The 24,357-nt window shown below is 38.3% G+C and carries 27 protein-coding genes; 14 read left to right on the plus strand and 13 right to left on the minus strand.

What is annotated here, in order from left to right:
• Positions 1-16 precede the first annotated feature (16 nt).
• The 7 genes from ACLCDL_RS03670 (at position 17) to ACLCDL_RS03700 (ending at position 4,195) form a co-directional block, all read left to right on the plus strand.
• Positions 17-709 carry a cytochrome c oxidase subunit 3 gene (locus ACLCDL_RS03670; protein WP_423146869.1) on the plus strand — a complete coding sequence of 231 codons (693 nt, stop codon included), beginning with the start codon at positions 17-19 and terminating at the stop codon, positions 707-709.
• Between the two features lie 17 nt (positions 710-726).
• Complete coding sequence (locus ACLCDL_RS03675) at positions 727-1,065, plus strand: cytochrome C oxidase subunit IV family protein (protein ID WP_423146871.1); 339 nt, start codon at positions 727-729, stop codon at positions 1,063-1,065.
• Positions 1,065-1,766, plus strand: coding sequence for an SCO family protein (locus tag ACLCDL_RS03680; protein ID WP_423146873.1), 702 nt, complete (start codon positions 1,065-1,067; stop codon positions 1,764-1,766). The genes ACLCDL_RS03675 and ACLCDL_RS03680 overlap by 1 nt, the downstream gene beginning before the upstream one ends.
• A gap of 9 nt (positions 1,767-1,775) precedes the next feature.
• Entirely contained in the window at positions 1,776-2,315 is a 540-nt protein-coding gene (locus ACLCDL_RS03685) for a DUF420 domain-containing protein (RefSeq protein WP_423146875.1), read from the plus strand.
• A 25-nt stretch (positions 2,316-2,340) separates the two neighbouring features.
• Positions 2,341-2,616: a hypothetical protein gene (locus tag ACLCDL_RS03690; RefSeq protein WP_423146877.1), complete on the plus strand. Its 276-nt coding sequence runs from the start codon at positions 2,341-2,343 to the stop codon at positions 2,614-2,616.
• A gap of 67 nt (positions 2,617-2,683) precedes the next feature.
• A complete protein-coding gene (locus ACLCDL_RS03695; RefSeq protein WP_423146879.1) occupies positions 2,684-3,346 on the plus strand; it encodes a DUF2461 domain-containing protein in 663 nt (220 codons plus the stop codon).
• A 9-nt stretch (positions 3,347-3,355) separates the two neighbouring features.
• Positions 3,356-4,195 carry an OmpA family protein gene (locus tag ACLCDL_RS03700; protein ID WP_423146881.1) on the plus strand — a complete coding sequence of 280 codons (840 nt, stop codon included), beginning with the start codon at positions 3,356-3,358 and terminating at the stop codon, positions 4,193-4,195.
• Between the two features lie 18 nt (positions 4,196-4,213).
• Here the strand turns inward: ACLCDL_RS03700 and rfbC are convergent, their stop codons facing one another.
• Genes rfbC through ACLCDL_RS03715 form a run of 3 tightly spaced genes read right to left on the minus strand, consistent with a single transcriptional unit; the run spans position 4,214 to position 6,897 of the window.
• Positions 4,214-4,762, minus strand: a complete 549-nt coding sequence (gene rfbC / locus ACLCDL_RS03705) for a dTDP-4-dehydrorhamnose 3,5-epimerase (RefSeq protein ID WP_423146883.1) — start codon at positions 4,760-4,762, stop codon at positions 4,214-4,216.
• Complete coding sequence (locus ACLCDL_RS03710) at positions 4,762-5,067, minus strand: DUF4286 family protein (protein ID WP_423146885.1); 306 nt, start codon at positions 5,065-5,067, stop codon at positions 4,762-4,764. The genes rfbC and ACLCDL_RS03710 overlap by 1 nt, the downstream gene beginning before the upstream one ends.
• A 24-nt stretch (positions 5,068-5,091) precedes the next feature.
• A complete protein-coding gene (locus ACLCDL_RS03715; RefSeq protein WP_423146887.1) occupies positions 5,092-6,897 on the minus strand; it encodes a tetratricopeptide repeat protein in 1,806 nt (601 codons plus the stop codon).
• Between the two features lie 239 nt (positions 6,898-7,136).
• On the opposite strand from ACLCDL_RS03715, the gene ACLCDL_RS03720 reads away from it, so the two are divergent.
• Genes ACLCDL_RS03720 through ACLCDL_RS03730 form a run of 3 tightly spaced genes read left to right on the plus strand, consistent with a single transcriptional unit; the run spans position 7,137 to position 11,443 of the window.
• Entirely contained in the window at positions 7,137-9,032 is a 1,896-nt protein-coding gene (locus ACLCDL_RS03720) for a S9 family peptidase (protein ID WP_423146889.1), read from the plus strand.
• Positions 9,032-10,699, plus strand: coding sequence for a sensor histidine kinase (locus ACLCDL_RS03725; protein WP_423146891.1), 1,668 nt, complete (start codon positions 9,032-9,034; stop codon positions 10,697-10,699). The genes ACLCDL_RS03720 and ACLCDL_RS03725 overlap by 1 nt, the downstream gene beginning before the upstream one ends.
• Positions 10,700-10,753: 54 nt before the next feature.
• The gene (locus ACLCDL_RS03730) at positions 10,754-11,443 is read left to right on the plus strand and encodes a response regulator transcription factor (protein WP_423146893.1); all 690 of its coding nucleotides are present in this window, start codon (positions 10,754-10,756) and stop codon (positions 11,441-11,443) included.
• Positions 11,444-11,547: 104 nt separating this feature from the next.
• Here the strand turns inward: ACLCDL_RS03730 and ACLCDL_RS03735 are convergent, their stop codons facing one another.
• The 8 genes from ACLCDL_RS03735 to hemW all read right to left on the minus strand — a co-directional run bounded on the left by ACLCDL_RS03735 (position 11,548) and on the right by hemW (position 20,285).
• Positions 11,548-12,426, minus strand: coding sequence for a UbiA prenyltransferase family protein (locus ACLCDL_RS03735; protein WP_423146895.1), 879 nt, complete (start codon positions 12,424-12,426; stop codon positions 11,548-11,550).
• Between the two features lie 38 nt (positions 12,427-12,464).
• Positions 12,465-13,724, minus strand: a complete 1,260-nt coding sequence (locus tag ACLCDL_RS03740; RefSeq protein WP_423146897.1) for a metallophosphoesterase — start codon at positions 13,722-13,724, stop codon at positions 12,465-12,467.
• A 40-nt stretch (positions 13,725-13,764) separates the two neighbouring features.
• Complete coding sequence (locus ACLCDL_RS03745) at positions 13,765-15,276, minus strand: sigma 54-interacting transcriptional regulator (RefSeq protein WP_423146899.1); 1,512 nt, start codon at positions 15,274-15,276, stop codon at positions 13,765-13,767.
• Between the two features lie 32 nt (positions 15,277-15,308).
• Positions 15,309-16,409, minus strand: coding sequence for a vWA domain-containing protein (locus ACLCDL_RS03750; RefSeq protein WP_423146901.1), 1,101 nt, complete (start codon positions 16,407-16,409; stop codon positions 15,309-15,311).
• A gap of 86 nt (positions 16,410-16,495) precedes the next feature.
• Complete coding sequence (locus tag ACLCDL_RS03755) at positions 16,496-17,395, minus strand: carbohydrate kinase family protein (protein WP_423146903.1); 900 nt, start codon at positions 17,393-17,395, stop codon at positions 16,496-16,498.
• Positions 17,396-17,472: 77 nt separating this feature from the next.
• The gene (locus ACLCDL_RS03760) at positions 17,473-18,354 is read right to left on the minus strand and encodes a cupin-like domain-containing protein (RefSeq protein WP_423146905.1); all 882 of its coding nucleotides are present in this window, start codon (positions 18,352-18,354) and stop codon (positions 17,473-17,475) included.
• A gap of 143 nt (positions 18,355-18,497) precedes the next feature.
• Complete coding sequence (locus tag ACLCDL_RS03765) at positions 18,498-19,052, minus strand: fasciclin domain-containing protein (RefSeq protein ID WP_423146907.1); 555 nt, start codon at positions 19,050-19,052, stop codon at positions 18,498-18,500.
• A gap of 99 nt (positions 19,053-19,151) precedes the next feature.
• Entirely contained in the window at positions 19,152-20,285 is a 1,134-nt protein-coding gene (hemW, locus tag ACLCDL_RS03770) for a radical SAM family heme chaperone HemW (RefSeq protein ID WP_423146909.1), read from the minus strand.
• Between the two features lie 222 nt (positions 20,286-20,507).
• Here hemW and ACLCDL_RS03775 point away from each other — a divergent pair, with 222 nt between their 5' ends.
• On the plus strand, positions 20,508-21,230 hold the full coding sequence (locus ACLCDL_RS03775) for an EcsC family protein (protein WP_423146911.1): 723 nt from the start codon (positions 20,508-20,510) through the stop codon (positions 21,228-21,230).
• Between the two features lie 105 nt (positions 21,231-21,335).
• The gene (locus tag ACLCDL_RS03780) at positions 21,336-22,142 is read left to right on the plus strand and encodes a glycosyltransferase family 2 protein (protein WP_423146913.1); all 807 of its coding nucleotides are present in this window, start codon (positions 21,336-21,338) and stop codon (positions 22,140-22,142) included.
• Positions 22,143-22,196: 54 nt separating this feature from the next.
• Here the strand turns inward: ACLCDL_RS03780 and ACLCDL_RS03785 are convergent, their stop codons facing one another.
• Positions 22,197-22,625 carry a hypothetical protein gene (locus ACLCDL_RS03785; protein ID WP_423146915.1) on the minus strand — a complete coding sequence of 143 codons (429 nt, stop codon included), beginning with the start codon at positions 22,623-22,625 and terminating at the stop codon, positions 22,197-22,199.
• 168 nt (positions 22,626-22,793) lie between these two features.
• Between ACLCDL_RS03785 and ACLCDL_RS03790 the strand changes: the two genes are divergently transcribed.
• Together ACLCDL_RS03790 and ACLCDL_RS03795 are read left to right on the plus strand one after the other, a co-directional pair.
• Positions 22,794-22,994 carry a hypothetical protein gene (locus ACLCDL_RS03790; protein WP_423146916.1) on the plus strand — a complete coding sequence of 67 codons (201 nt, stop codon included), beginning with the start codon at positions 22,794-22,796 and terminating at the stop codon, positions 22,992-22,994.
• A gap of 106 nt (positions 22,995-23,100) precedes the next feature.
• Positions 23,101-23,517, plus strand: coding sequence for a Dabb family protein (locus tag ACLCDL_RS03795; RefSeq protein ID WP_423146918.1), 417 nt, complete (start codon positions 23,101-23,103; stop codon positions 23,515-23,517).
• Between the two features lie 67 nt (positions 23,518-23,584).
• Here ACLCDL_RS03795 and ACLCDL_RS03800 read toward each other — a convergent pair whose 3' ends face one another.
• Positions 23,585-24,337, minus strand: coding sequence for a sulfite exporter TauE/SafE family protein (locus tag ACLCDL_RS03800; RefSeq protein WP_423146920.1), 753 nt, complete (start codon positions 24,335-24,337; stop codon positions 23,585-23,587).
• Positions 24,338-24,357 lie beyond the last annotated feature (20 nt).

Consider the following 24,357-nt stretch of genomic DNA (forward strand, 5'->3'; position numbering starts at 1 on the left):
AAATAAATTTATTTAAATGAGTACTACTACTGTATCACAACTAGACGAGGTAAAAACCGGCCCATGGGATGGTGGAAGATCACCATTTTCTATTGAATATGGTAAAATCATGATGTGGTTTTTTCTTATTTCAGATGCATTTACATTTTCCTCTTTTTTGATTTACTACGGGGCGCAGCGTTTCAGCAGAGTGAGCTGGCCTGATCCTGATGAAGTGTTTCAATCCATACCCGGAATAACCGATCATGGAGCACCGCTCGTATTTGTTGGTATAATGACCTTTATACTTATTATGAGTTCGGTAACCATGGTACTTGCTGTTGAAGCAGGGCACCGCGGTTCTAAAAAGGAAGTAGTCAATTGGATGATCTGGACGATAGTTGGTGGGCTTACCTTCTTAGGATGTCAGGCAGCAGAGTGGACTCACTTGCATCACGAAGGTTATTGGTGGGGAAGTATCCCAGAATTTTATAAGGGTGTAGATACAATAGGAGCGCAGCAGTTTGCCAATCTTTTCTTTACAATTACCGGTTTTCATGGATTTCACGTATTCAGCGGGGTAGTTATTAATATCATTATCCTTTGTATGACTTTAAGTGGAACTTTTCAGAAAAGGGGGAGTTATTTAATGGTTGAGAAAGTTGGTTTGTACTGGCACTTTGTTGATCTTGTGTGGGTATTTGTATTTACATTTTTCTATTTGGTTTAATCTTTCAATAAAAATATATGGCTTTAGAGCATACACATGAGCATGCAGAAGAACATGCATCAATGTCAAAAGGTAAAATATGGCGGGTATTTTTTTACCTGTTAGGTATAACAGCACTGGAGTTCTTTATTGCTTTATATCTTATACCACGTGAGATTTTAAGTCACGGTATAGGTAACTTTATTTACATCGTTTTAACCCTGGTTAAGGCATTTTATATTGTTGCTTATTTTATGCACCTTAAATTTGAGAAAGTAGCATTTAAAACAGGTATCATTGTTTCATTAGTCTTCATTGTATATTTCATCGTATTACTGCTTACAGAAGGTTCTTACCTGCATGTGCATATGAATTAATGAACAATAAATTTTCTCTGAAAAAATTAGTAATCCTGGTAACCATTCTTGCAGTACCAGGATTTTTATATTATTTGCTGCAGGAAAAAGGCAAAAACAGATACAGGCCACTATCCTTTTTCGGTCCCAAGCAAGTTGCTTCTACCTTTCATACTGTTCGGGGTAAGCAAATACCCGATACTCTTTATCATAAAATAAGTAACTTTCAACTGCTGAATCAGTTTGGCGATTCTGTTAAATTCAAAACTGACAGTTCAAAAATAACCGTAGTAAATTTTTTTTATACGCGTTGCCCGAGTTTCTGTGATAATATGAATAAAGAATTGGCCAGGGTGGTTGATAATTTTAAGAAGAATCCATTCCTTCAGTTCTTTTCTATTAGTGTTGATCCCAGTTATGATACAGCAGAAATACTGAACAAATATTCAGAAAAGTTCGGAGCAAAACCCCCTAAGTGGCAATTTCTTACAGGAGGCAAAGAAGAAATTTTTAAGCTTGCGCATAAGGATTTTCTTGTAGATGCGGTGGTTGATACAACTCAGGAACATAATATTATACATAGCCCGCTTTTTATTCTTGTGGATACTCAAAAAAGAATTCGTGGATTTTATAATTCTACAGACAAGGAGCAGGTGGATAAGTTGATTGATGAGGTTAAGGTTTTGATAGCAGAAGAATTAAGGAAAGTAAAAAACCGTTAAAGAATCAGCATGAGTGATAAATTAATATTTAGGATTGTTACAGGAATTTCAGTTTTGGTGTTCTTGCTGATTGCGATCCTTCAAGCCAAAGTTTTTACTTTGTTCCCAGATAAAAATGCGATACCAGCTTGGGTTTTCGAACTTCCAAAAATTAATTCTATTATAAACGGAACCTGTTCCATCTTGCTACTAATATCGTTATACCAAATAAAGAGAAAGAACATCAATACACATAAAAAGCTTAATATTGCTGCTTTTATTTTGTCTTCACTTTTTCTTGTTTCATATATTATTTTTCACTCCACCGGGATACGTACAACCTATGGAGGAACAGGAATCATTAAAATAGTTTATTATTTCATTTTAATTACACACATTATACTTGCTGCAATTGTTTTACCGTTAGTATTATTAAGTTTTAATAGCGGATTAAAGCTTCAGGTAGAAAAACATCGCAGGCTAGTACGCTGGAGCTTTCCAATATGGTTGTATGTTACTGTAACAGGTGTGCTGGTTTACCTGATGATTGCACCATATTATTCGTTTTAACCATTATAGTACGTAAATTAGCAGTATGAAAAAGATAAGAACACTATTCGTATTATTTTTCTTCTTTTTTATAAGTTTAGCATCTTTTGAAGCCTCTGCTCAATGTGCCATGTGTACCTTAAATGCAGAAAACTCTGTACAAAATGGCAATACACAGGGAAAGGGATTAAACAAAGGGATTTTATATCTCCTGGCGGCTCCTTACCTCGCCGTTGCCGGAGTTGGTTTTATCTGGTACAGGAAATACCGCAAAAAAAATGTGCTGATTGATATGAAAGACGAAAAAATTAACCTGAATTAACAGGTTCAACTGTACACTTTCTTATTCCTGGTATAATTAGTACTTTGGCTACCCAAAGTTTAATTTCATGGTACAGCCATCTACTCTTCAATTTTTAAAAGACGTATCTGAAAATAATAATCGCGAATGGTTTGCCAGCCATAAGGATCAATATATCAGGTCCCGGGAGAATTTGCTTGAGCTTACTGCGCAAATAATTCAGAAGCTTTCTGAGACAGATAATCAGATACCCGCAGACCTGAATCCGGATACATGTGTTATGCGTATTTATCGTGATATTCGTTTCAGTACGGATAAAACCCCTTATAAAACAAATTTCGGTATTGGAATTTCTCCGAGAGGAAAGAACTTTAACGGGCCGGGTTATTACATACAGATTGAGCCGGGAAAGTCTTTTATTGCAGGAGGTTCCTGGTATCCGGAAAGTGAGCAACTCAAAGCAATCCGCCAGGAAATAGATTATAACAGTTCAGATTTTAAAGACATTATTGAGTCGGGAGATTTTAAGAAATATTTTGGTGACTTTGATCCCGAACAAAAATTGAAAACCATGCCTAAGGGTTATCCGGCAGACCATGAAATGATAGAATACCTGAAGCTAAAATGTTTTGTCGCCAGCCGCTCAATTACCGATGAAGAGCTGCAGAAAAAAGATGTGGTTGATAACATAGTGGATACATTGGAAAAATTATATCCTCTAATGGTTTTTTTACGTAACGCTATTTCTTAATATTGCAGGATGAAAAGAATTAACCTTTCAGTTTTATCAGTACTTTTTGTCCTGTTTATAAGCAGTTGCAGGATTCTTTCCATTAAAGAATATAATAATTTACTTGCCGAAAGAGATTCAGTGTCTTCGGGCTGGGGTGTGGCAAAAGTGAAGATCGAAAGCCTGGAAGATGAATTAGAGAAATTAAAATCAGACACTGCCGATCTGCATAATCAAATTGCCGGATTACAATCAAAAGTGGAAGGACTGGGCACTAATTATGCCAGTCTGAGGGCGAACAGTTCATCAGAAATAAAAAAACTTGCAGATGATTTGAAAAAGCGAGAAGCCCGACTGAAAGAAGTTGAAGATATTTTGAGAAAACGGGATGCGGCAAGCAATGCGCTAAAGGAAAAGCTTCAAAAGGCATTGTTAGGTTTTCAGCAAAGCGGACTTTCTGTTGAAAGAAGAAATGGGAAAGTATATGTTTCCTTAACAGATAAGCTGCTTTTTAGTACCGGAAGCATTGTGATAGATGAAAAAGGGAAGCAGGCTTTGACCGAACTGGCAAAAGTTTTAAAAACACAACCTGAAATAAATATTTCGGTAGAAGGGCATACGGATAACCAACGGGTAGTTAACCTTGGCCAGATAAAGGATAACTGGGATTTAAGCGTACTTAGGGCTACTTCAGTTGTTCGTTTCCTTACTGATGTTCAGAAAATAGAGAATGACCGGATAACAGCAACCGGAAAAGGCCAGTATCAGCCTCTCGAAGAAGCTAATACACCGGAGGCAAGGAGCCGTAACCGGAGAATTGAAATTGTATTATCTCCAAAACTGGATGAACTGTACGATCTGATAAAGTAAATCAAAGAATTGAGAGGCCTAAAATGGACTCTCAAAGTCTTTAAAGAAGGGAAGAACCTTATCTTTTTCAGAAAGGATAATTTCATCTGCAGGAATTTCCCAGTCTATATTTAAATCCGGATCATTCCATCGTACCCCAATTTCAGAAACTTTACTGTAAATATTAGTGACTTTGTAAGTGAAGATAGTATCATCTTCAAGCGTTACAAATCCGTGCAGAAAGCCTGCAGGAACCCAAAACATCTTTTTGTTTTCTCCTGAAAGTTCAACAGTAAAATGCTGACCATAAGTTTCTGAATTTTTTCGGATGTCGACGGCAACATCAATTACTTTACCCTGAATTACGCGTACAAGTTTACCCTGCGAAAAAGGATCTTTTTGAGCATGTAAACCTCGTAAAGTGCCTCGTTGCGAAAGAGACTGATTGTCCTGAACAAACTCTGCATCAATTCCTGCTTCAGAGAATATCTTCTTGCTATAGCTTTCGTAAAAATGTCCACGATCGTCGTGCCATACCTTTGGTTCAATAATGAACAGGCCTTTAATAGGAGTTTCTGAAAAATGCATTACTGATTTATAAATTCCATTACTGTACTGAAGGAAACAAACTTGTTTTCAAAGTTCGCAGAAAGCTTTGCCTGAATGGCGGGTTCGAAGTTTTGCTGAAAAGCCTGACAATTACTATAAGTATCTGCAATAAGCTGCAGACAATAGGTAATACCTTCGTTCGGTGAATCAAGTACTTTTAACAGCCGGTTCGATACAAAAAGATCAGTACTCATCGCTTCCGGTATAAATTCGTCCTTTGCCCAGCTTAACCAGCTTTTGTCTATCTCTTCTTCAATAATTACCGTTAGATTGTATAAAACCATTCGCGAAAATACTACTTTGACTCGTTAATTTAAATTATCACCCCGTAAATGCCTGTAGCGTTTTCTTGCTTCATTTATAAAAAGACTATTGGGATATTGTGTAATTAGTCTTTGATAATAAGTACTTGCTTTTTCAGGAGATTTCAATGGGTTTTCAGATAACTCTGCCAGCATAAATACCGCATCATCTGCCCAAAGGTCAAAACTATAGTTGGAAACAATCAGTTCCAGTTGCGTTATAGCCTTTGTGAAGTCCTTTTGCCGTAGAAAAATTTTTGCCTTTAACATCAGAATATCATCTGCCAGAGAAGTTCCGGGATTTTTCTTGCTGATGCTATCCAGTGCAGATACGGCTTCCGGAAGCTGGTTTTTGAATGTAAGAAGCTCTGCATGAGCATAACTTTTCAAAGCTAACGTGTCGGTTTCAGAAGCGGTATTCTCAGCTATTACCAGGCTCAGATTTAATGCATCATTAGCAATTAACTGGGAAGTTACGCTTTTTAACACATCCAGCTGCGCTTTTGCCCATCCGAAATCGCCGGTGTAATACGATAGTCGGGCATTTCTGAACTTCGCTTCCTGACCCATAGGTTCGTTGGGGAATTGCTTTTCAACCTGACCGTAAATTAATGTGGCTTCCCATGGCTCGTCTGTTAAAATATAGATATCTCCAAGTTCTAATTTTATTTGCCCTGTGGTATTAACAGGAAGTGCCGTGTTTTTAAGTAATTCTTCTAATAACAATTTAGCCTGCCGGGGTTTGTTCAGGTAAAATGCCTGAAGATGTGCAAGCTGCCTGACAGCAAAAGTTGTTTGTACTGTTTTCCCTAATTCGGCAAGAACAGAGAGGTAGTCTTTTTCTAATTGCTGCAGACTTTCGGTGTCATAAATGCCCTGCAATAACATCTGATTTTTAATAGTAAGGAGCTGGATTCTTGAAGGAATATAATATTGGCTTTCTCTTCCTTTATTTATCAGGTAATTTAACCCCTCCGTAGCAACAGCATATGCTTTTTCTGAAATCAGAGTGGCACAGAGCTCAAAAATTCGCTCTCCGCCTTCTTTTAGTCTTTTGTCCAGGGATATAACCTGCTTTAACGCCAGGTCAAACTCATTTTGCTGAAGATAAAGCCATGAAAGCAGTTCGATATAGGAAATGTTTTGCGGCTCTTTTTGTATCCGGTTAAAAAGGATCTTTTTAAACAGGTCGTAATCCTCTCGTTTATCCAATGCATTCTCCAACCCGTTTTGGATAGAGGGAAGTGTTTGCGGGTTAAGTGTAAGGGCATTCAGATATTCATTGATCAAAAGATCTTTATTTTTCAGGTATTTGTACAGCGCAATCAGATCGTAAGTGAAAGCCGCTTCATTATTTAAAAGCTGTCGGCCTGCCTGAAGCGTTTTTATGGAAAAGTCATAAGCGCCGGCGCGATAAAATGTAGTTGCCAGGCTTCGGATATCAAAATCGTTCGGCTGCAAGTTTTTTATGAGTTCATTGTAAAGCTCCCGGGCTTTTTCCTGCTGGCCCTGTTCCTGCAATATACGTCCGTAATCTATCTTAAACAGACTATTGCCAGGGTAGAGTTTAATAAGCTTTTTTACCAATTTTTCTGCTTCTGAATAATTTTTAAGCTGCAAGAGGCTGTCAAAGTAAGGATCGTAATAAGATAAATCGGCTTTCTGGCTAAAAAGCTGCTGATAAAGTGGTAAGGCTTTCTGATAATCTCCCTTCTGATAATATTCGTGTGCGAGTTCAGCTGTCGAAACGGTTTGTGCAATGCAACTACATGTAGCGAATGCGAAAATTAAATTAAGTAACAATATTCTCATACAGCTTTGTAAAGATAAAACGAAAAATGCTTTTATGAAGTACAGGGGTATTATTTAAGTACGCGTATTTCAATTGTTACCTGAGGCCGTTCAGGTGAAATAGTAATTTTTTTTATCTTCACGTTTATCTAAAGAATTAACCAGTCATAAATCGATTGATGAATTGTAAAAAGGCGGTTGCACTGTACTATCAGGCTGCTTTTTTAAGATATTGAGGGGTTGCAAAATTATTGGTGTTAATGCAAATAAGTTTAAAAAGGGTTTTCTGGATATTCCTGTTGTTTGTGGTGAGCGCTTGTGAAAAGGAGCATCGTGCCAAGAAAGTGCCGGTCGAGGCCTTTTTTAAAAACCCGGACAGAATAGGGTTTCGTATATCCCCGGACGGTAATTATATTTCATTTCTCCAGCCTGACAAAGACCGGCTGAATCTTTATGTAAGACGTTTGGATGGAAACGGCCTTACTCAGATTACGCAGGACGATGACAAGAATATTTCAAACTACCACTGGATAAATAACGAGGAGCTTTTATATACAAAGGAATGTACAGTAGACGAGGATGAACATTTATTTACGGTAAAGCGTGATGGCAGTAATTCAAAAGATATTACACCTGATTATAAGGGAAAGGTTAAAATATTAAATTCAAATACCAAGCAGAATAACAATAATATACTGCTGGCCTTAAACAAAAGAGACTCATCAGTTTTTGATGTCTATCAGTTAAATATCAGGAAAAAAGAACTAAGCCTTGTAGCAACAAATCCCGGTAATATTACAGAGTGGTTTGCCGATGGCGAAGGTGTAGTACGGCTGGCCATAGCAAGCGACGGAGTAAATTCAACACTTCTATTTCGCTCCAATGGGAATGAGCAGTTTAAGCCTGTTATTACAACAAATTTTAAAACAGCCATTCGTCCCATCGGTTTTTGCAAGCATAGCAAATCATGTATTTATGCACTCTCAAATTTGAACAGGGACAAAATGGCCCTTATTGAATTTGATTGCAAAGAAGGGAAGGAAGATAAAAGCTTGTTGAGCCATCCTGACGTAGACATAAGCGATGCAGGATATTCCTATACCAAACAGAAGATTCAGTTTGCTTCCTATGTTAAATGGAAGAAAACGCTCCATTATTTTGATCAGGAATTGAAAATTGTTTACGAGGAGCTTCTTAAGCTGCTTCCCAATAATGAAATTAGGATAATAGACCAGGATGCTGCGGGAAAAAAATATATTGTCAGAACATTTACCGATAAAACTCCCGGAGCCTATTACTTATACATCCCGTCAGAAAAAAACCTGACTAAGTTAAGTGATGTAAATCCCTCGATTCAACCCGAAGACATGTGTTCGATGGATCAGGTATCTTACAGGACCCGGGACGGGCTTACTATAAAAGGATACCTTACCCTGCCAAAAGGAGTTTCTCCTTCAAATCTGCCGGTAGTGGTTATTCCTCATGGAGGACCCTCAACACGTGATTACTGGGGATTTGACTCGGAAGTACAATTCCTGGCGAACCGTGGTTACGCCGTTTTTCAGATGAATTTCCGGGGATCAGTAGGCTTTGGGAAAGAGTTCTGGAACGCAGGGTTTAAGAAATGGGGAACCAACATGCAGAATGACATTACGGACGGCGTTAAATGGCTGATCAATACAGGTATTGCCAATCCGAAGAAGATAGCTATCTATGGTTCTGGTTTTGGCGGGTTTTCCGCCTTGCATGGCCTCTGTTTTAATCCGGATCTGTATGCCTGCGGTGCTTCGTACGGAGGGTTGATCAATCTTTTTACTTATATGAAAGATATCCCGCCATATTATAAACCCTATCAGCAGATGTATTATGAAATGGTGGGTAACCCGGAAAAAGATGCGGATTATTTCAGCGCGGTTTCCCCGGTGTTTCATACTGATAAAATTCAGGACCCCTTGCTGATAGCTCAGGGAGCGAAAGATCCTACGGCTAATTTGAATGAAATTAACCAGTTTGTTAAAGAGATTAAGAAAAAGGGAACTCCCATTTCCTATATCCTAAAAGAAGATGAAGGCGCTTATTTTAAAAAGGAAGAGAACCGGATAGAATTTTATCAAAAACTGGAAGCATTTTTGTCAGAAAATCTGAAAGGTAAGTAATGAAAGATATTAAGCCTTTTTATCGGAAAAACCTGATATTGATTACGGTTTTCCTGGTATTAATTGCAGCATCGCTTATTACAGGTTTAATATTAGCTTTCGGATTTACCAAGAAGTATGTAGAAAACGAGTTTGCTTCCAAAAAGATCGATCTGCTGGAAGAAGCCGTACGCCCTTACAATGATTTTTTTCAAAATAAAATTATGGAAATCTCTTTTTACCAGGGATTTCTTGATTCTGCTTCGGTAGTAAAATATGCTGATACCGTTTTTAACAAATATTCCTTCGTTAAAAATATCTTGTTTTATGATGTAGAAATCACCAATCATAAGCTATCCAACGGGTACAGGCTTAAAAGCTTTTACATTGCTCCAAAAGCTGTATATCAATACAGCCCGAATGCTTTTCCCGAAGTAATTTATAAAAAAAATGAGAGTGAGGATCTGCCGGATAAGTATGCAGATGAGTTTGAAAGAATAGCTATGAAGTTTTCCAACTTCATCCAGGCAAGAGACACTACTAAATCTTTAAATAATAACGAGATATTTAACATTTTCTACAGCATTTCGCCCAACCAGATTTCTTACATGAATATCCCCCGGAGGGAAGAAATGCGGGTATTTAAAGATCTGATGCTGCAAAAAGTAGAAGGATCGCCGGTATATGAACAGGATATTTTAAGTTTTAATTTAAGTCCCGGTGGTCTTCGGATAAAAAATCTTCACCCAGAATTGTATGAAGAAGTTAGCATTAAGCCCTTAATTTATGAGAAACTCGATGCAAGCCCTGATATTATCACTACCGAACTGCCCTTACCGGGTGCTTTCTCTGAATATAAAATTTATTTTCTTTCATCCAGAAGTTTCCTTAACAAAGAAATTTTACGCCGGTTCTTGCCCTTAGGAGTAATATTGCTGTTCATATATGCTGTTTTAGGGTTTATCGGCTTCCTTATTTATCGCAATTTGAATATCAATAGAAAGATGTTTAAACTGCAATATGACTTCATCAATAACTTTACGCATGAGTTTAAAACACCTGTAAGCGTAATTAAAATTGCTGGCAATAATATCCGGGGTTCCAGAGAACTTTCTGAAAATGAACGATTGCATTACGGCAAAATTCTGGATGAAGAAGCGGACAAGCTGAATGACCTGATGAACAAATTGCTTTCGTTCACCCAGATTGAAAATAAATCTATCCCGATAAAACAGGAGCTTATAAACATGGAAGTTTTTATTCAGAATATCATCGATGAATATGAGATTAAATACCCAAACTATATAATTACTTACCGGTTCGATACGGAAATTGAATATTTTAAAACCGACCCCCTGCTTCTTGCCAGCATCTTTCATAATTTAATTGATAATGCCTACAAATATTCGCTGCCAGATTGTAAGGAACTTGAAATAAGCGTGGTGAAGGAGAAACGTGTGGTATCGTTCGTGTTTAAAGATAAAGGCATCGGCATACCGCAAAAAGAGATTGATAACATCTTTAAAAAGTTTTATCGTATTCAAAACGAATTTAACCAGCAAGGAAGCGTTGGTTTGGGCTTGGCATTCTGTAAAGAACTGGTTAATTTTATGCAGGGCGATATTTTTGTAGAAAGTAAGGTAGGAAGTGGCTCGGAATTTACTATAACTTTACCCTTTGAAGATTAAGTTTAAAATAAACAGCATTTACTTTAATATTGCATACTATATCTGGTAATAAATATGAATAAAGAAATAAAAATGGCGGTTGTAGAAGATGATGAAAACCTTCGGTTTCTGGTAGTTCATCGTTTAAAAAGCGAAGGATATATAGTTATGGAAGCAGCCGATGGAAATACCGCCGAAAAGATTATTCTTGACGAAAAACCTGAAATTGTTCTTCTTGACTGGATGCTGCCGGGCTTGTCTGGTGCAGAAGTTTGTAAGAGTGTAAGAGAGCAGGGGTTTAAAGGCCAGGTGATTATGATGACAGCCAAAGCACAGGATATTGATAAAATTGACGCTTACAGTTTTGGCGTATCAGATTATGTAACCAAACCATTTAATATGGATGTGCTTGTTGCGCTGATTGGCAATAAAGTACGCTATGTTGTAAATAACGAAAAATCTGAAGTACATCAGTTTGGCGATATGGAACATCAGCCTAATACGCATTCAATTATTAAAAACGGGAAAAAGATTGAGCTCACCATTCTAGAGAACCGTATTCTTTTATATTTCCTTCAAAACATGAATAAGGTGATTAACCGGGATGAACTGATGATGGTTGTATGGGGTTATAATTCGGATGTAAACACCCGAACGCTTGATATGCATATTGTACGGTTGCGGAAGAAAATTGAGAGCAATCCGGACCGGCCTGCTTTCCTTCAGACTATCCGCGGGATTGGATATAAGTTTGTTGTGGAATAATAGAATAATTGATTAGTCTGTTTTCTGAAGCTGAAGCAATAATGAATAGTTTTATATAACAATTGTTAGAGCTGCTAAAGAAGACTTAAATACGCATTCTTGAATCAAAACCTGATCGCATTGCACATAAGCAAAACGAAGTATTGAAGCAGTAATGTACCGTCTAAAAAGAAAAAGTAATAATACTCGTTTCTTTCCCATTCCGACTTGAATATGAGCCATGCGGTTAGAATAACTGTGAACATGAGCCCGATGAAATTCAGATCGATTTTGTTATTAAAAAGAAACAGCAGAGCAAGATAAATAACCAGTAACAAAAGGCAGAAAAAGTAAGCTTTTCTTTCTCCAAGTATTACAGGAATGGTTTTTAACGCATAGGTTTTATCCTGAAAAAGATCCCGGATGTCAAAAGGAACCGTGATAGCTGCTACAAAAAGAAAGCGTTTAGCAATTAGCAGAATAGTGTCGTGGGCAGATACAGCGATTGTTTGATGGCTTTCTAATTCGAGAATGGGTAAAAGCACACAGCTTAACGACCAGATAAGAGCGATAAGAAAGAGCTTAATTCCCGGTATATTTCTTAAGCCGAATTTCTGATCATTGACTGTAAATATTGGCAGATTGTAAGAGATTGAAATGAAGGCAAGGAAAAATAAAAGAATTTTAGAGGCAGTTGAAATAAACAGGAAGAGAGGAATGAGCGAGAGAATACAAATAATGGTGATGGTAATGGTGATCCGGTAATGCGAAAAAATCCATCGGACTCTTCTAAACGGTGAAAGCTCGGGGTTTTTAGGTTTTGCAAGCAAAATACTGTAATTATACATTGCAACAGTAGAGCAAAACATCAAGCCGAGCATATACTTATCTGGCTTAGCTTGTAACAGCTGATAGGTTACCATAACCTGCGCAACAGCACATAAGGCAATAAAAATGTTGCTGAAGAGAAGGAAATCCAGAATTTGCCTGAAAACGGTTTTCATGTATATTTTAGGCTGAATACTCAGGTTTTCAGTCTAATTTACGATTGTTTCAATTCAAATATCGTGATTTCAGGCAGAATTCCAACTCTTCCCGGGTAACCTAAAAAGCCGTAGCCTACATTTACATAAAGCTGTTGCTCACCTTCACGGTAAAACCCGGCCCACTCGGGATAAACATATTCAATAGGGCTCCATTGATAATTCTCGGTTAAAACGCCAAACTGCATGCCGTGGGTATGTCCGCTAAACATCGCATCAATCTGTGGATATTTGGTTAAAACCTGGGCCCGCCAGTGTGATGGATCATGCGACAAAAGGAGCTTTACAGGTTTATCTTCAGTTCCCTTAACGGCAAGGTCCATTATTCCGTGCTTTGGAAAACGGCCGGCACCCCAGTTTTCTATTCCAACAATGCTTATCTCTTCGCCGTTAACTTTTAAGGTTCTGTTCTCATTCATTAACAAATCCCAGCCCATAGTTTTATGTGTTGCAATTACCTGCTGGAGGTTTTTTGCTTTTGCCGGCGAAGGTTCTTTTCCATAATAATAATCGCCGTAATCGTGATTCCCTAACGTAGAAAAAACACCAAGGGGGGCTTTTACTTTGGTGAAAATATCCTGGTAGTCCCTCATTTCAGAAGCCTGGTTGTTTACAAGATCACCGGTGAAAAAAATAAAATCCGGCTTTTCAGCTAAAAGCATCTCTACACCGCCTTTAACAGCCTTTTGATTATAGAAACTCCCAGAATGGATATCTGATATTTGTCCGAGTTTAATTCCGTCAAAGGCTTTGGGTAAATTTTTCAGGTATAGTGTGTTACGTTTTACCTTGTAATCGTAAGCTCCGGAAACAATTCCCCACGTTAAAGATGCAAAAGGTACAGCGGCAACTGCAATTCCGGCTTTTACCAGAAATTCAGAACGGCTGATTGTTTCCCCCTCAACAGTTTTCTGCGGTTTTATATTTTCTTTTCTATGTGGTAGTTTCCGTTTAATCCATACAAATCCTCTTCGGATATCATCCATGAAAATAAACGGGAGAAAAAATATCTTGCTTACAAATGTGATAAAAAATGCAACCAGTATAATTGCCCGCAATGTTAGTCGTAAATTGAAATAGATGCCAATAAATACTCCGGCAATTAAAAATAAACTATAACCCCACCAGATACAGGTGAAAAGTTTAACCTGTTTATTTTTCCATTTTGGAAATACAGAGCGAAGTGCGTTGTAGATGTATACATCTAACAAAAGCAGAAGAATACTGACAATCAGTAAGGGAATAATACGATCAGACATAAATTAAGCGGCAAATTAAAGGATAAAATTTTAAAAAGATTTAGAATCTTCTTTGATCGTCATCGTAATCCTCGTCATCGTCCTCGTCAAACTCAGTACTGAACAGACTGCCAAACATATCTTTAAATGCGAAGCCGTTATCCAGATAGGTTTTGCTTAGCTGTGAAAATTCTGCCAAACCGTGAAGTAAAAACTCCATCAATAAGAATTGCTGGTTTTCACTAAGGCGCGGATGAAATTGCTTAACTACTGCTTTTAGTCCCGGTACAGATTGAAGCATATTCCTGTATTTTGCCTGCGGAAGGTCGTCCTGTATGTTTACTGTATTGCCAGATGCGAACCAATTAATAATCTCACTGTACGGATTTACACCTTTTGCTTTCTTCTGTTTTTCAGGATCGGGGAAATATTGAGCCATTAATGTTTTAATTGCTTTCCCTACCAGAATGTTTGCAACTTTAGCGGGCCCTTCCTGCTCTCCTTCGTAAACCAATTCTATTTTACCTGTTATGGCAGGAATCACTCCTAAGAAGTCTGCAATACGAACGGCTGTGCGCTCTTCACCATTAATTAACATTCGCCGTTCTGCATTACTGATCAGGTTTTCATAAGCTGTAATAGTTAAACGGGCAGAGACACCTGATTTTTTATCAATGTACTCCGAGTTCCGGGCTTCAAACGCTATTTGTTCAACAAGATCTTTTACAAGTCCGTCAGCTTCAATTTTTTCAAGCTGATCTTCCGTAAGTCTTGCTTCCTGTTGTGTAATCTTGCGGGATATTTCTATGCTTCGTGGATAATGTGTCAGGATCTGGCTTTCAATCCGGTCTTTTAGCGGGGTAACAATAGAACCACGGTTGGTATAATCTTCGGGGTTTGCAGTAAATACAAATTGTATGTCTAAAGGCAGCCGAAGCTTAAAACCTCTTATCTGGATATCCTTTTCCTGTAAAATATTGAACAGTGCTACCTGTATCCTGGCTTGCAGGTCGGGAAGTTCGTTTATTACAAAAATACCGCGGTGTGCCCTGGGAATTAACCCAAAATGAATAACCCGCTCATCAGAATAAGTTAATTTTAAGGTGGCTGCTTTTATGGGGTCTACATCGCCTATTAAATCGGCTACCGTTACGTCTGGCGTAGCCAGTTTTTCAGTATAGCGTTCAGAGCGGTGCAGCCAGGCAACAGGAGTATTATCACCTTGTTCTTCAATGATAGTCCTCGCATGCCATGAAATAGGATTTAGAGGATCATCATACAGTTCAGAGCCATCCACATATGGTACATATTCATCTAAAAGGTCAATCATTAAACGGGCAATTTTGGTTTTTGCCTGGCCACGTAAACCTAACAAAAGGATATTGTGATGCGAAAGAATGGCGGTTTGAAGATCTGGAATTACGGTATCTTCGTATCCGATAATTCCGTTAAATCCTTCTTCTTTACTTTTTAATTGTTTAATCAGATTTTCACGTAATTCCTGTTTTACTGAACGGCTTTTATATCCGGAGCTTTTAAGTTCTCCTAATGTTTTTATACTGGTATAATTCATTTGCTTTATTGTGTTGTACATCCTTAAATGCACTATCTTACTGTTCTTCTTCTGTTACGGATATAGTCTTCAAAAATATATTCTCCCAATCCTTTTAATGAACTGTAAAAAGCTTTACCGCCGTTGATTTCGGTAAACTTTCTTACAAACTGCTGCAGGTACGGATCGCGGGCTATCATAAACGTTGTAATAGGAATGTTAAGCCTTTTACACTGTGCAGCCATGTTAAGCGTTTTGTTTACCACTTTGCGGTCGAGCCCGATACTGTTTTTGTAATATTTAGTACCTTCTTTCAAGCAGGTGGGTTTTCCATCAGTGATCATAAAAATTTGCTTGTTGTGGGTTTTCCTCCGCCTTAAAATATCCACGGCAAGTTCAAGCCCGGCATAGGTATTTGTGTGGTAAGGACCCACTTGCAGATAGGGGAGATCTTTCAGGCTGATTGGCCAGGCATCGTTGCCAAAAACTACAATATCCAGTGTATCCTTCGGGTATTTGGTATTTATGAGTTCTGCCAACGCCATTGCTACCTTTTTTGCCGGAGTAATGCGGTCTTCACCATAAAGGATCATCGAATGGGAAATATCGATCATTAACACAGTAGAAGTAATCGTTTTAAAATCTTTTTCTTCCACTTCAAGATCGCGTTCGGTCATGGTAAAATCCGAAATTCCGTGATTGATCTGTGCATTGTGAATGGAAGCCGTCATGTCAATCTGGTCCAGTGCATCGCCGAACTGGTATTCGCGGCGGTCGGCATTCTTCTCTTCTCCCTGGCCTGATCGATTGGTATTGTGCTGACCTTTCCCTGATTTTTTTAACTTTCCGAAAATTTCTTCCAGCGCAGATTTGCGGATGCTTTGCTCTGTTTTTGCGGTAATTACAAAACCGCCTTTATTACCCTGGTCGTCATCAATATATCCCCGCTTTTTCAGATCTTCAATAAAATCACCCATACCATACTCATCGTTGGTGATATTATATTGCTTATCCAGTTCGTTCATCCATGCAAGCGCTTCATTCGCATCTCCCGATGTATAATTCAGCAACTCCATAAATAACTTGAGCAACTCTTCAAACCCGCCTTTTGGAAGTTCGTTAGGAAGATAGTTCGAAAAAATATGTCCCCGCATGATTAACCTTTCAATTTACTAACGAAAAACCGAAGTTAAAAGTTTGATGATCAAGGCGTGTTACTGCGATGTCATTTTGGAAAAAATTAAGAGGTCTTCGATTGATCTTGATATAATTTATAAATATCAGCAAGGGTATAATGTGGATTGGCTCCCGGCAGCGAGGCAATTAAAGCACCGGCAGCACAAGATTTTTCCAGGACCGTTTCAATAGGTTCTTTTTTTAGAATTCCATTGATAAAACTTGCTAAGAAGGCATCGCCTGCTCCAACTGTATCTGCAACTTCAATAGTATATCCCGGATGTTTGTAGAGGGTTGCTCCGTCCCAAACCATCGCTCCATCACCTCCTAAAGTAACGCATATTAACTGCATCCGGTACTTTTGCAGCAAAAAGTTAAGTTGCTCCTGTTCAGACCAACCTTTTATCTCGTACAATTCGTTTATATAATTTAACTCGTCTTCATTCAATTTTACAATATCGCTCAACAGCAGCAGTTCTTCCAGCAGTTCGGTTGTAAAATGGGGGAAGCGAAGGTTCATGTCGAATACTTTGAACTTTGCCTGGGCGAGCAATTTCAAAAGTGTTTGTTTGCTTGTTTCTTCGCGACAGGCCAAACTGCCGAAAACTACCGCATCTGCATTGCGGATTAATTCTCCTGCTTTTTCTGAATAGTTAATTGCATCCCACGCTACCGGCTTTACAATGTTGTAAGTTGCCTGCTGTTTTTCGTCGAGATATACATCTACAACCCCCGTCTGTAAAACTGAATGTGTTTGAACGTATGAAGTTGTAAGTCCTTGTTCCCTGAGAAAAGTAAGGAGTTCATTGCCGTTTTCATCTGCCCCGACTGCACTGATAAGTTCAGTACTAATTCCCTGTTTATTTAAATGAAAAGCGACATTCATGGGAGCACCGCCCGCTTTTTTTACGTCACCAAACCGATCCCAAAGAATTTCTCCGAAACAAACTACTTTATAATCCATAAACTATAGTACGATTATTTTAAGAACAAAAAAAGACTACCGGAGCAGTCTTTAAATTTAAATGGGATATTGAAATCTTATTTCGGTTGGCCTTCTGCTAAGGCTCGTTCTGCCCGTTTCATGGCAAGACTTTCTTTCCAGCTCATATACCTGGCATTGAAGTTCTTTTTCATTATATCATCAAACTTTCGCTGAATGGTAAGATTATATAAGCTTTTTGCTTTCACGGCCCATGATTTGTCCCACGCTCTTAATGAAATTGAGAATGAACCATCCAGGTATTTCATCCAGTGCCACATTCCGGTTGGCATAAATAAAGTATCTCCATGTTCAAGAAAAGCTTCCTGTCCTTCAATGCCGTTTAATGCCGGGAATTTATTAAAATCCGGATTTAAAATATCGTAATCTTCCAGCGCATAGGTTGCAAAGGGAATGCAATACAGTCGTTCACGCCATTTATAATCAAATAAGATAACATGCTTTCTTCCATGAAAATGAGTATGGAAAATGTGAGCAAGATCTATATCGTAATGTAAAAAGGTTACAGAGCCTTGGCCTCCAAAAAACATATTCGGATAACTGTCGAGAAAACCGCCCATTAGGTCTTTCGGAGCACGGTAATCATCTAATAGTTTAGGAGCTTGCTTAATAGGATCAAATAAAAATATTCTGAGGTCCGTTGGTTCGCGGCGGATGAGGTCAATATAATCGCCAAACTTCATCTCTGCTGCCGCTGCATTGATAGGTTTTGAGGGATCTGCTTTTGAACTGTCATACAAAGGCACAACTTTGTCTCCAACAGTTTCTTTCAGGTAATCAAAAGTCCATTTTTCAAAAGCTGGCCACTGATGTGCCATTTTCTTTATAACCAGAGGACGGCGGGGATTAAGGTAGTTTTTGATGAAGTCTTCGCGACTGATGTTTTCTACTACATCTATCGGGCTAAGTTTAATTGACATGTTAATGAAAATTTAACCCAACAAAAATAAGTAAAAAGCTATTTCAAAGTGTCCGGTTGGATGCTTTTTATACTTTCTTATGACTAAAAAGCCCGGCACAAATTCTGTGCAGGGCTTCTATCTAATCAAACCTTTTTCTCTACTTATGATTTTGGAGTAACTACATGGTCAATTACATGAATAACTCCATTTTTTTGGAAAACATCCGCAATAGTAATTTGTGCCGTCCCTCCATTTTCGTCTTTTAACCAGATCTTTCCATCTTTTTCCATAAGCCAGAGTTTATCACCGCTGGCAGTAGTGTATTCTGCTGTTCCTTTTCCGGCTTTTATTGCTTTCATCAAATCTTTTGCACTTAAATGCCCCGGCACTACGTGATAAGTAAGAATTTTAGTTAAAGTTGCTTTGTTTTCAGGCTTTACCAGTGTTTCTACAGTTCCGGCAGGCAACATATCAAAAGCCTCGTTTGTGGGAGCAAAAACAGTGAAAGGCCCGGCACTTTTTAAAGTTTCTACTAATCCAGCTGCTTTAACTGCTGCAACAAGTGTAGTATGATCTTTTGAATTAACGGCATTGTCAACAATATCTTTTGTAGGATACATGGCTGCTCCGCCTACCATTTTGGTTTGCTGAGCAAAAGTTTGTGTGCTGAATGCAATAGCTGCTATTGCAACTGCGGTTTTGAAAATCCTTTTCATTTTTAATAATATTTTTTTCTGTTGTTTGAAAAGAATTACGAAAACGAAATAAATCCGGATTTTCAGATAAAAGAAAAAGTGATGTTTTTTTGTAAATGATTATATATCAGTAAGAAATAATTCGGAAGCAATATGATCGGCAAAGAGCTTCCCTTCTTCCGTCAGTGTAATAATACCATTAACGTTCTTTACCCAGTTTTTCGATAAAAATTCTTCCAGGTTAGCTTGGATCATATGCCGGTAATCGGAACTAAACCTCCGTTCAATTTCCTCAAGGCTCATTCCCCAGCTTGTTCTTAAGGAAGTCATAATGTATTCATTGATCCGGTCGAGGACAGAGAGAACTTCTACTTCTGCGGGTACCGTTTCTTTTATCAGCGAATCAATATATTTTGCATTATTGGTTATATTCCATTGCCTTGTTTCTCCATTAAAAGAATGTGCGGAAGGGCCGATTCCAAGATATGGAATTCCTTTCCAGTAATTAGCGTTATGAACAGCATAATGGCCTGGCTTGGCAAAATTAGATATTTCATACTGTTCATAGCCCGCTTCCTGAAGTAAAGAAATCAACAACTTAAATTGTGCAGCGCTTTGGGCTTCGTTCATCGGGATTTGTTTTCCCTTACGAATAAAGGAAGCAAGTGCTGTTTGTGGCTCAACCGTCATTGAGTAAGCAGAAACGTGCGGAATGGAAAGCGCAATAACCTTTTTTATATTCGATTCCCATTTGTTATCACTAAGCAGCGGATAGCCATAAATAAGGTCGACTGTGATGTTCTCAAATCCTGTGTCCTGCACCCTTTTTACAGCGCTTTCTGCTTCCTGTGCCGTATGAGCCCGGTTCATCCAGCGCAGGTCCTCTTCAAAAAAAGACTGAACGCCGATACTGAAACGGTTAACGGCAGTATTTCGAAGCTCTTTCACCTTTGGTGCCTCCAGGTCATCAGGGTTTGCTTCGAGCGTTATCTCTGCATTGGAAGCAACAGTATGATATTTTGCAATTTTATCAATCAATGATTGGATTTCAGAAGCATCCAGAACAGAGGGAGTACCACCACCAAAATAAATAGTTTCTATGGGAGCACCATGAAGAAAGCTTTTTTGCAGCTCAATCTCGGTGTGCATGGCCTGCAGCATTTCCTCCTTGTACTTTAATGATGTGCTGAAATGAAAATCACAGTAATGGCAGGCTTTTTTACAGAAAGGGATATGAAGATAAATTCCGGCCATTGATTCTGCAAAGATAGGATGATAAAAAATCAAGAGAAAGAAAGATCTGAAATATAAACAGATTACATAAATTAGCTGTAATCTTCTATATTAAGTAAACCTGAAATTCTAGTTTTTAATTATTAATGATGCTTTTAACTGTATGAAACCAATCCGGTATTTTATTTTTTTATCCATCTCCTGTTGTTAAAAGAGCTAATTTTCCTTCAAAGATTTTTAAGGATGACAAGTTATGAAACCGCAGCCTTGGAGGAATTACAAAGATGGCAGCGAAAAATGCTGGAAAATCCATCTTTGTTCGATAGCCTGTCAAAAAAAGTACAAAACAGACTGAATAACTTCATTCCTGAAAAGGTGCATAAAGTAATAACGGTTACCATTCAGAAAATGATAGAAGCAGTGTTGTTTGGAGCAAAATATACCACAACTGCTGTACTGAAAGAAGGTTCGTTATTATATAGGGAAGCCCATATCAGGGAGAAGGTTGATTTTTATAAAAAAACGGCCGCAACCGAAGGTGCACTTACGGGTGCAGGCGGAATCCTACTGGGCCTTGCTGATTTTCCCTTGTTAATTGGGATAAAAATAAAACTGCTCTTTGACATAGCTGCGTTATACGGGTACGATGTGAAAGATTATAAAGAAAGGTTATATATCTTGTATGTTTTTCAGCTGGCTTTTTCAAGTGCTAAAAGACGAAAAGAGGTTTACCAACTTTTAGCCGACTGGCCGTTGTATAAAGAGACGCTCCCGGAGAATGTAGAAGACTTCGACTGGCGGACATTTCAACAAGAATACCGCGATTATATTGATCTGGCTAAAATGGCACAATTAATTCCTGTAATAGGGGCCGCAGTAGGTGCAGTAGCCAATTACAGGTTAATTAATAAGCTGGCAGAAACAGCGAGGAATGCCTATAGGATACGTTATTTTGATAAGCAATAAATTTCGTGCTGTAGAAGAAATTAATGAAACTTTTTATACTCATACAGCTATAAGGTTAAAACTTCTGATTCTATTAGTTACATTAGTTCTCTTATTTAATCTTACATGCGCCCGATTACTATTCCTGATTATATACACCAGTTCTGGAGCCAGGGAAAAGCGCCAGAAACGCTTATTGAATCCACCCGAACTGCTTATTCTTCTTTATTAAAGGGTGATCCGGAAGTTTCTGTGGTTATGCCTGCATATAACGAAGAAGAAAATATTGTACAAACGCTGGCTTCTCTTTGTCATAATCAAACTTCCCGGTCTGTTGAAATTATTGTAGTGAATAATAATTCGAAAGATAATACGGAAGCCCTGGTTAAAGCATGCGGAGTTACCTGCATTACAGAAACAATCCAGGGAATTACACCTGCACGTAATGCAGGCCTGACGTATGCCCGCGGTAAGTACATTCTTAATGCGGATGCAGATACCATTTACCCTAAAGACTGGATTGAAGAAATGGTAAAACCTTTAGATACTGCTGAAGTAGCGTTAACTTATGGACGTTTTTCTTTTATTCCTATCGGGAGCACCGGCCGTTTTACCTATTTTTTTTACGAATACTTTGCCGATCTGACCCGGCTGCTGAATAAATATATCAAAGATGAAGCGGTAAATGTATACGGGTTTAACTCCGGGTTCCGCCGTGAGCAGGGATTACAGGTAGATTGTTTTAATCACCCTCCGGGTACAAATGAAGATGGATATCTGGCATGGAAGTTACGAAACAAAGGTTTTGGAAAACTTTTTTATGTTAAAAATATCAAGGCGATGGTTTGGACTACCGATCGTAGAATCCAGATTGACGGGGGACTTTGGAAAGGGACTTTTAAAAGACTGAAAAGAGTTTTTCTCAGGAGATGATAGCAGGCTTGTGAATATGCATCTTTCTACATATTCACAAGCTGCTTTTTCTTTTTAATGGCGGCCTTTTCCTCTTGAATGACCATTTCCTTTTCCATGATGCCCATTCCCCTTAGAATTCGAATACCTGTAAGATACATTCCTTACTTCGTACTTCTGACGGTAATATGCATGACGCAAATAGGGCCTCGATTCATAAACAGGAACATGTCTTACACGATATACATTGCAATCCCGATATCTTCCTGGTAATGAAGTCCGTGAAATCCATACACCATCATCGAAATAGTAATACCGGCGGGTGGGAACATAATAGTATGCCTGAACATCAGGTAAATAATAATAGTCAACGCGACTTACAGGAACAGGCGTTACATACACAGGCGACTGCCCGATGTTTATATCTACATGTACCTGCGCTTTACTCTCGCTGCAAAAAATAGTGACTAAAAATATTGTTCCAATTAAAAGTATTCTTCTCATAAACATATTCTTTTATATGAAAAAACGGCGGAAAGATGAAATGAACATGAATTTTGCAGGATATTTTTAAATTAAGCAGATAGCTTCTTTTTGAAATCTCAAAACAATATACTTTTACAGAAGTTGAACTATAGTTATTTGCTACCTATGAAACATCTTAAAAAGATAATGTTGATCTCTGTAATTGCAATGACTGCATTTGCATGTAATTCAGAACCAAAAAATTCTCAGGGAACTGGTCAGGAAGACGGTATGAACACCATTGACAGTACACCAGCCCAAACGTCAGACAGCGTTGCGCCCGGAACAAATGCTGGTCGTTCTGATACTGCCGAGAATGGCGATTCTCCAAACAGTTCAACGGATTAGGAGTAAGTATTTAATCCTGTTTTTCTCATTTACTGTACACAAAGGCTGGAAAATTTTTATTTCCCGGCTTTCTCTTTATTTTTACACCTTACATTCAGATAATTTTATGATTTCAAAACAATCCAGAAGGGGATTTCTCTCTTTTGCCGCAAAAGCTGCAGCAGTTACAGGAATTACAACACTTTTTGGAAAAACATCATTTGCTATGGCACCAGATAAAGTTTTTATACATCATGTTTATTTTTGGTTAAAGAATCCTGACAGCCAGGAAGACAAAGAAAAGCTTATTGAAGCTTTAAAAAAGCTTTCGAAGGTTAAAACTATTAAAGAATTTCACATCGGCTTGCCATCTTCAACTAACAGGGATGTTATTGATCGCTCATATTCAGTTTCGTGGATGCTCTTCTTCAAAAACAAGGCCGATCAGGACAGCTATCAGGTAGATCCGATACATTTAAAATTTGTGGAAGAGAACTCTTCGCTCTGGTCAAAGGTTGTAGTGTACGATTCTGAAGATATTTAGTTGGAGTATTAAGTAGCAAGTATCAGGTAGGAAGTATTAAGATAAATAGGCGCAAATCTGTTTATTGTTAAAAAAGCATAAAAACAGCCGCTGCGAACGTCATGCTAATGATGAACCAGCGGTAAACTGCTTCCGATAATTTTTGTGTGATCTTAATTCCAAGATAAGCTCCGGCTAAAATAGCTGGCAACGTAATGGTCGCAAGCAGGAAAGTGTTGAGGTTTATTGTATGCCAGACAAAAACATGGAAAGGTACTTTCAGCCAGTTTATAATCATAAAAAACCAGGCTGTAGTTCCAATGTAAGTGTTTTTAGGGAGCCGCATTGACAGGAAATAAAGCGCCATTACAACTCCTGCCAGGTTCCCTACCATAGAAGTAAAGCCTCCTGCAACGCCCATAAATAATGCAATGCCTGCAGAATCGGGCATAGTGGCTTTCTTGGCTTTCTCCAGCCAGATCATTATTGCAAGACTTACAATAATGATAACAGCCATAATCAGTTTAAAAACAGCATCGTTAATGTGATTGCCGGTAATAGTGCCTGCTATTATTCCAAGTATCGACCACGGTAGCAAACGCTTAAGCGATTTCCAGTCTGCATGCCGGTGGTAATAAACCACACCGAAAATATCTGCAAGAATAATAATGGGTAATAAGAGGCCGCTCGAAGCATGACCGCCAAACACAATAGCCATTAACGGAACACATAAAATGCCGGCACCGTGTACACCCGTTTTTGACATTCCAGACAACAAGGCAACCAGCAGGATAATTAGAAATCCATGAAATTCTATCTGATACTGGAGTATGGAAATCAATTTTTTTTGGCGAAACTAAG

It is taken from the genome of Rubrilithobacter danxiaensis, assembly GCF_047272945.1.
GTDB classification, from domain to species: Bacteria; Bacteroidota; Bacteroidia; order Sphingobacteriales; family Sphingobacteriaceae; genus Rubrolithibacter; species Rubrolithibacter danxiaensis.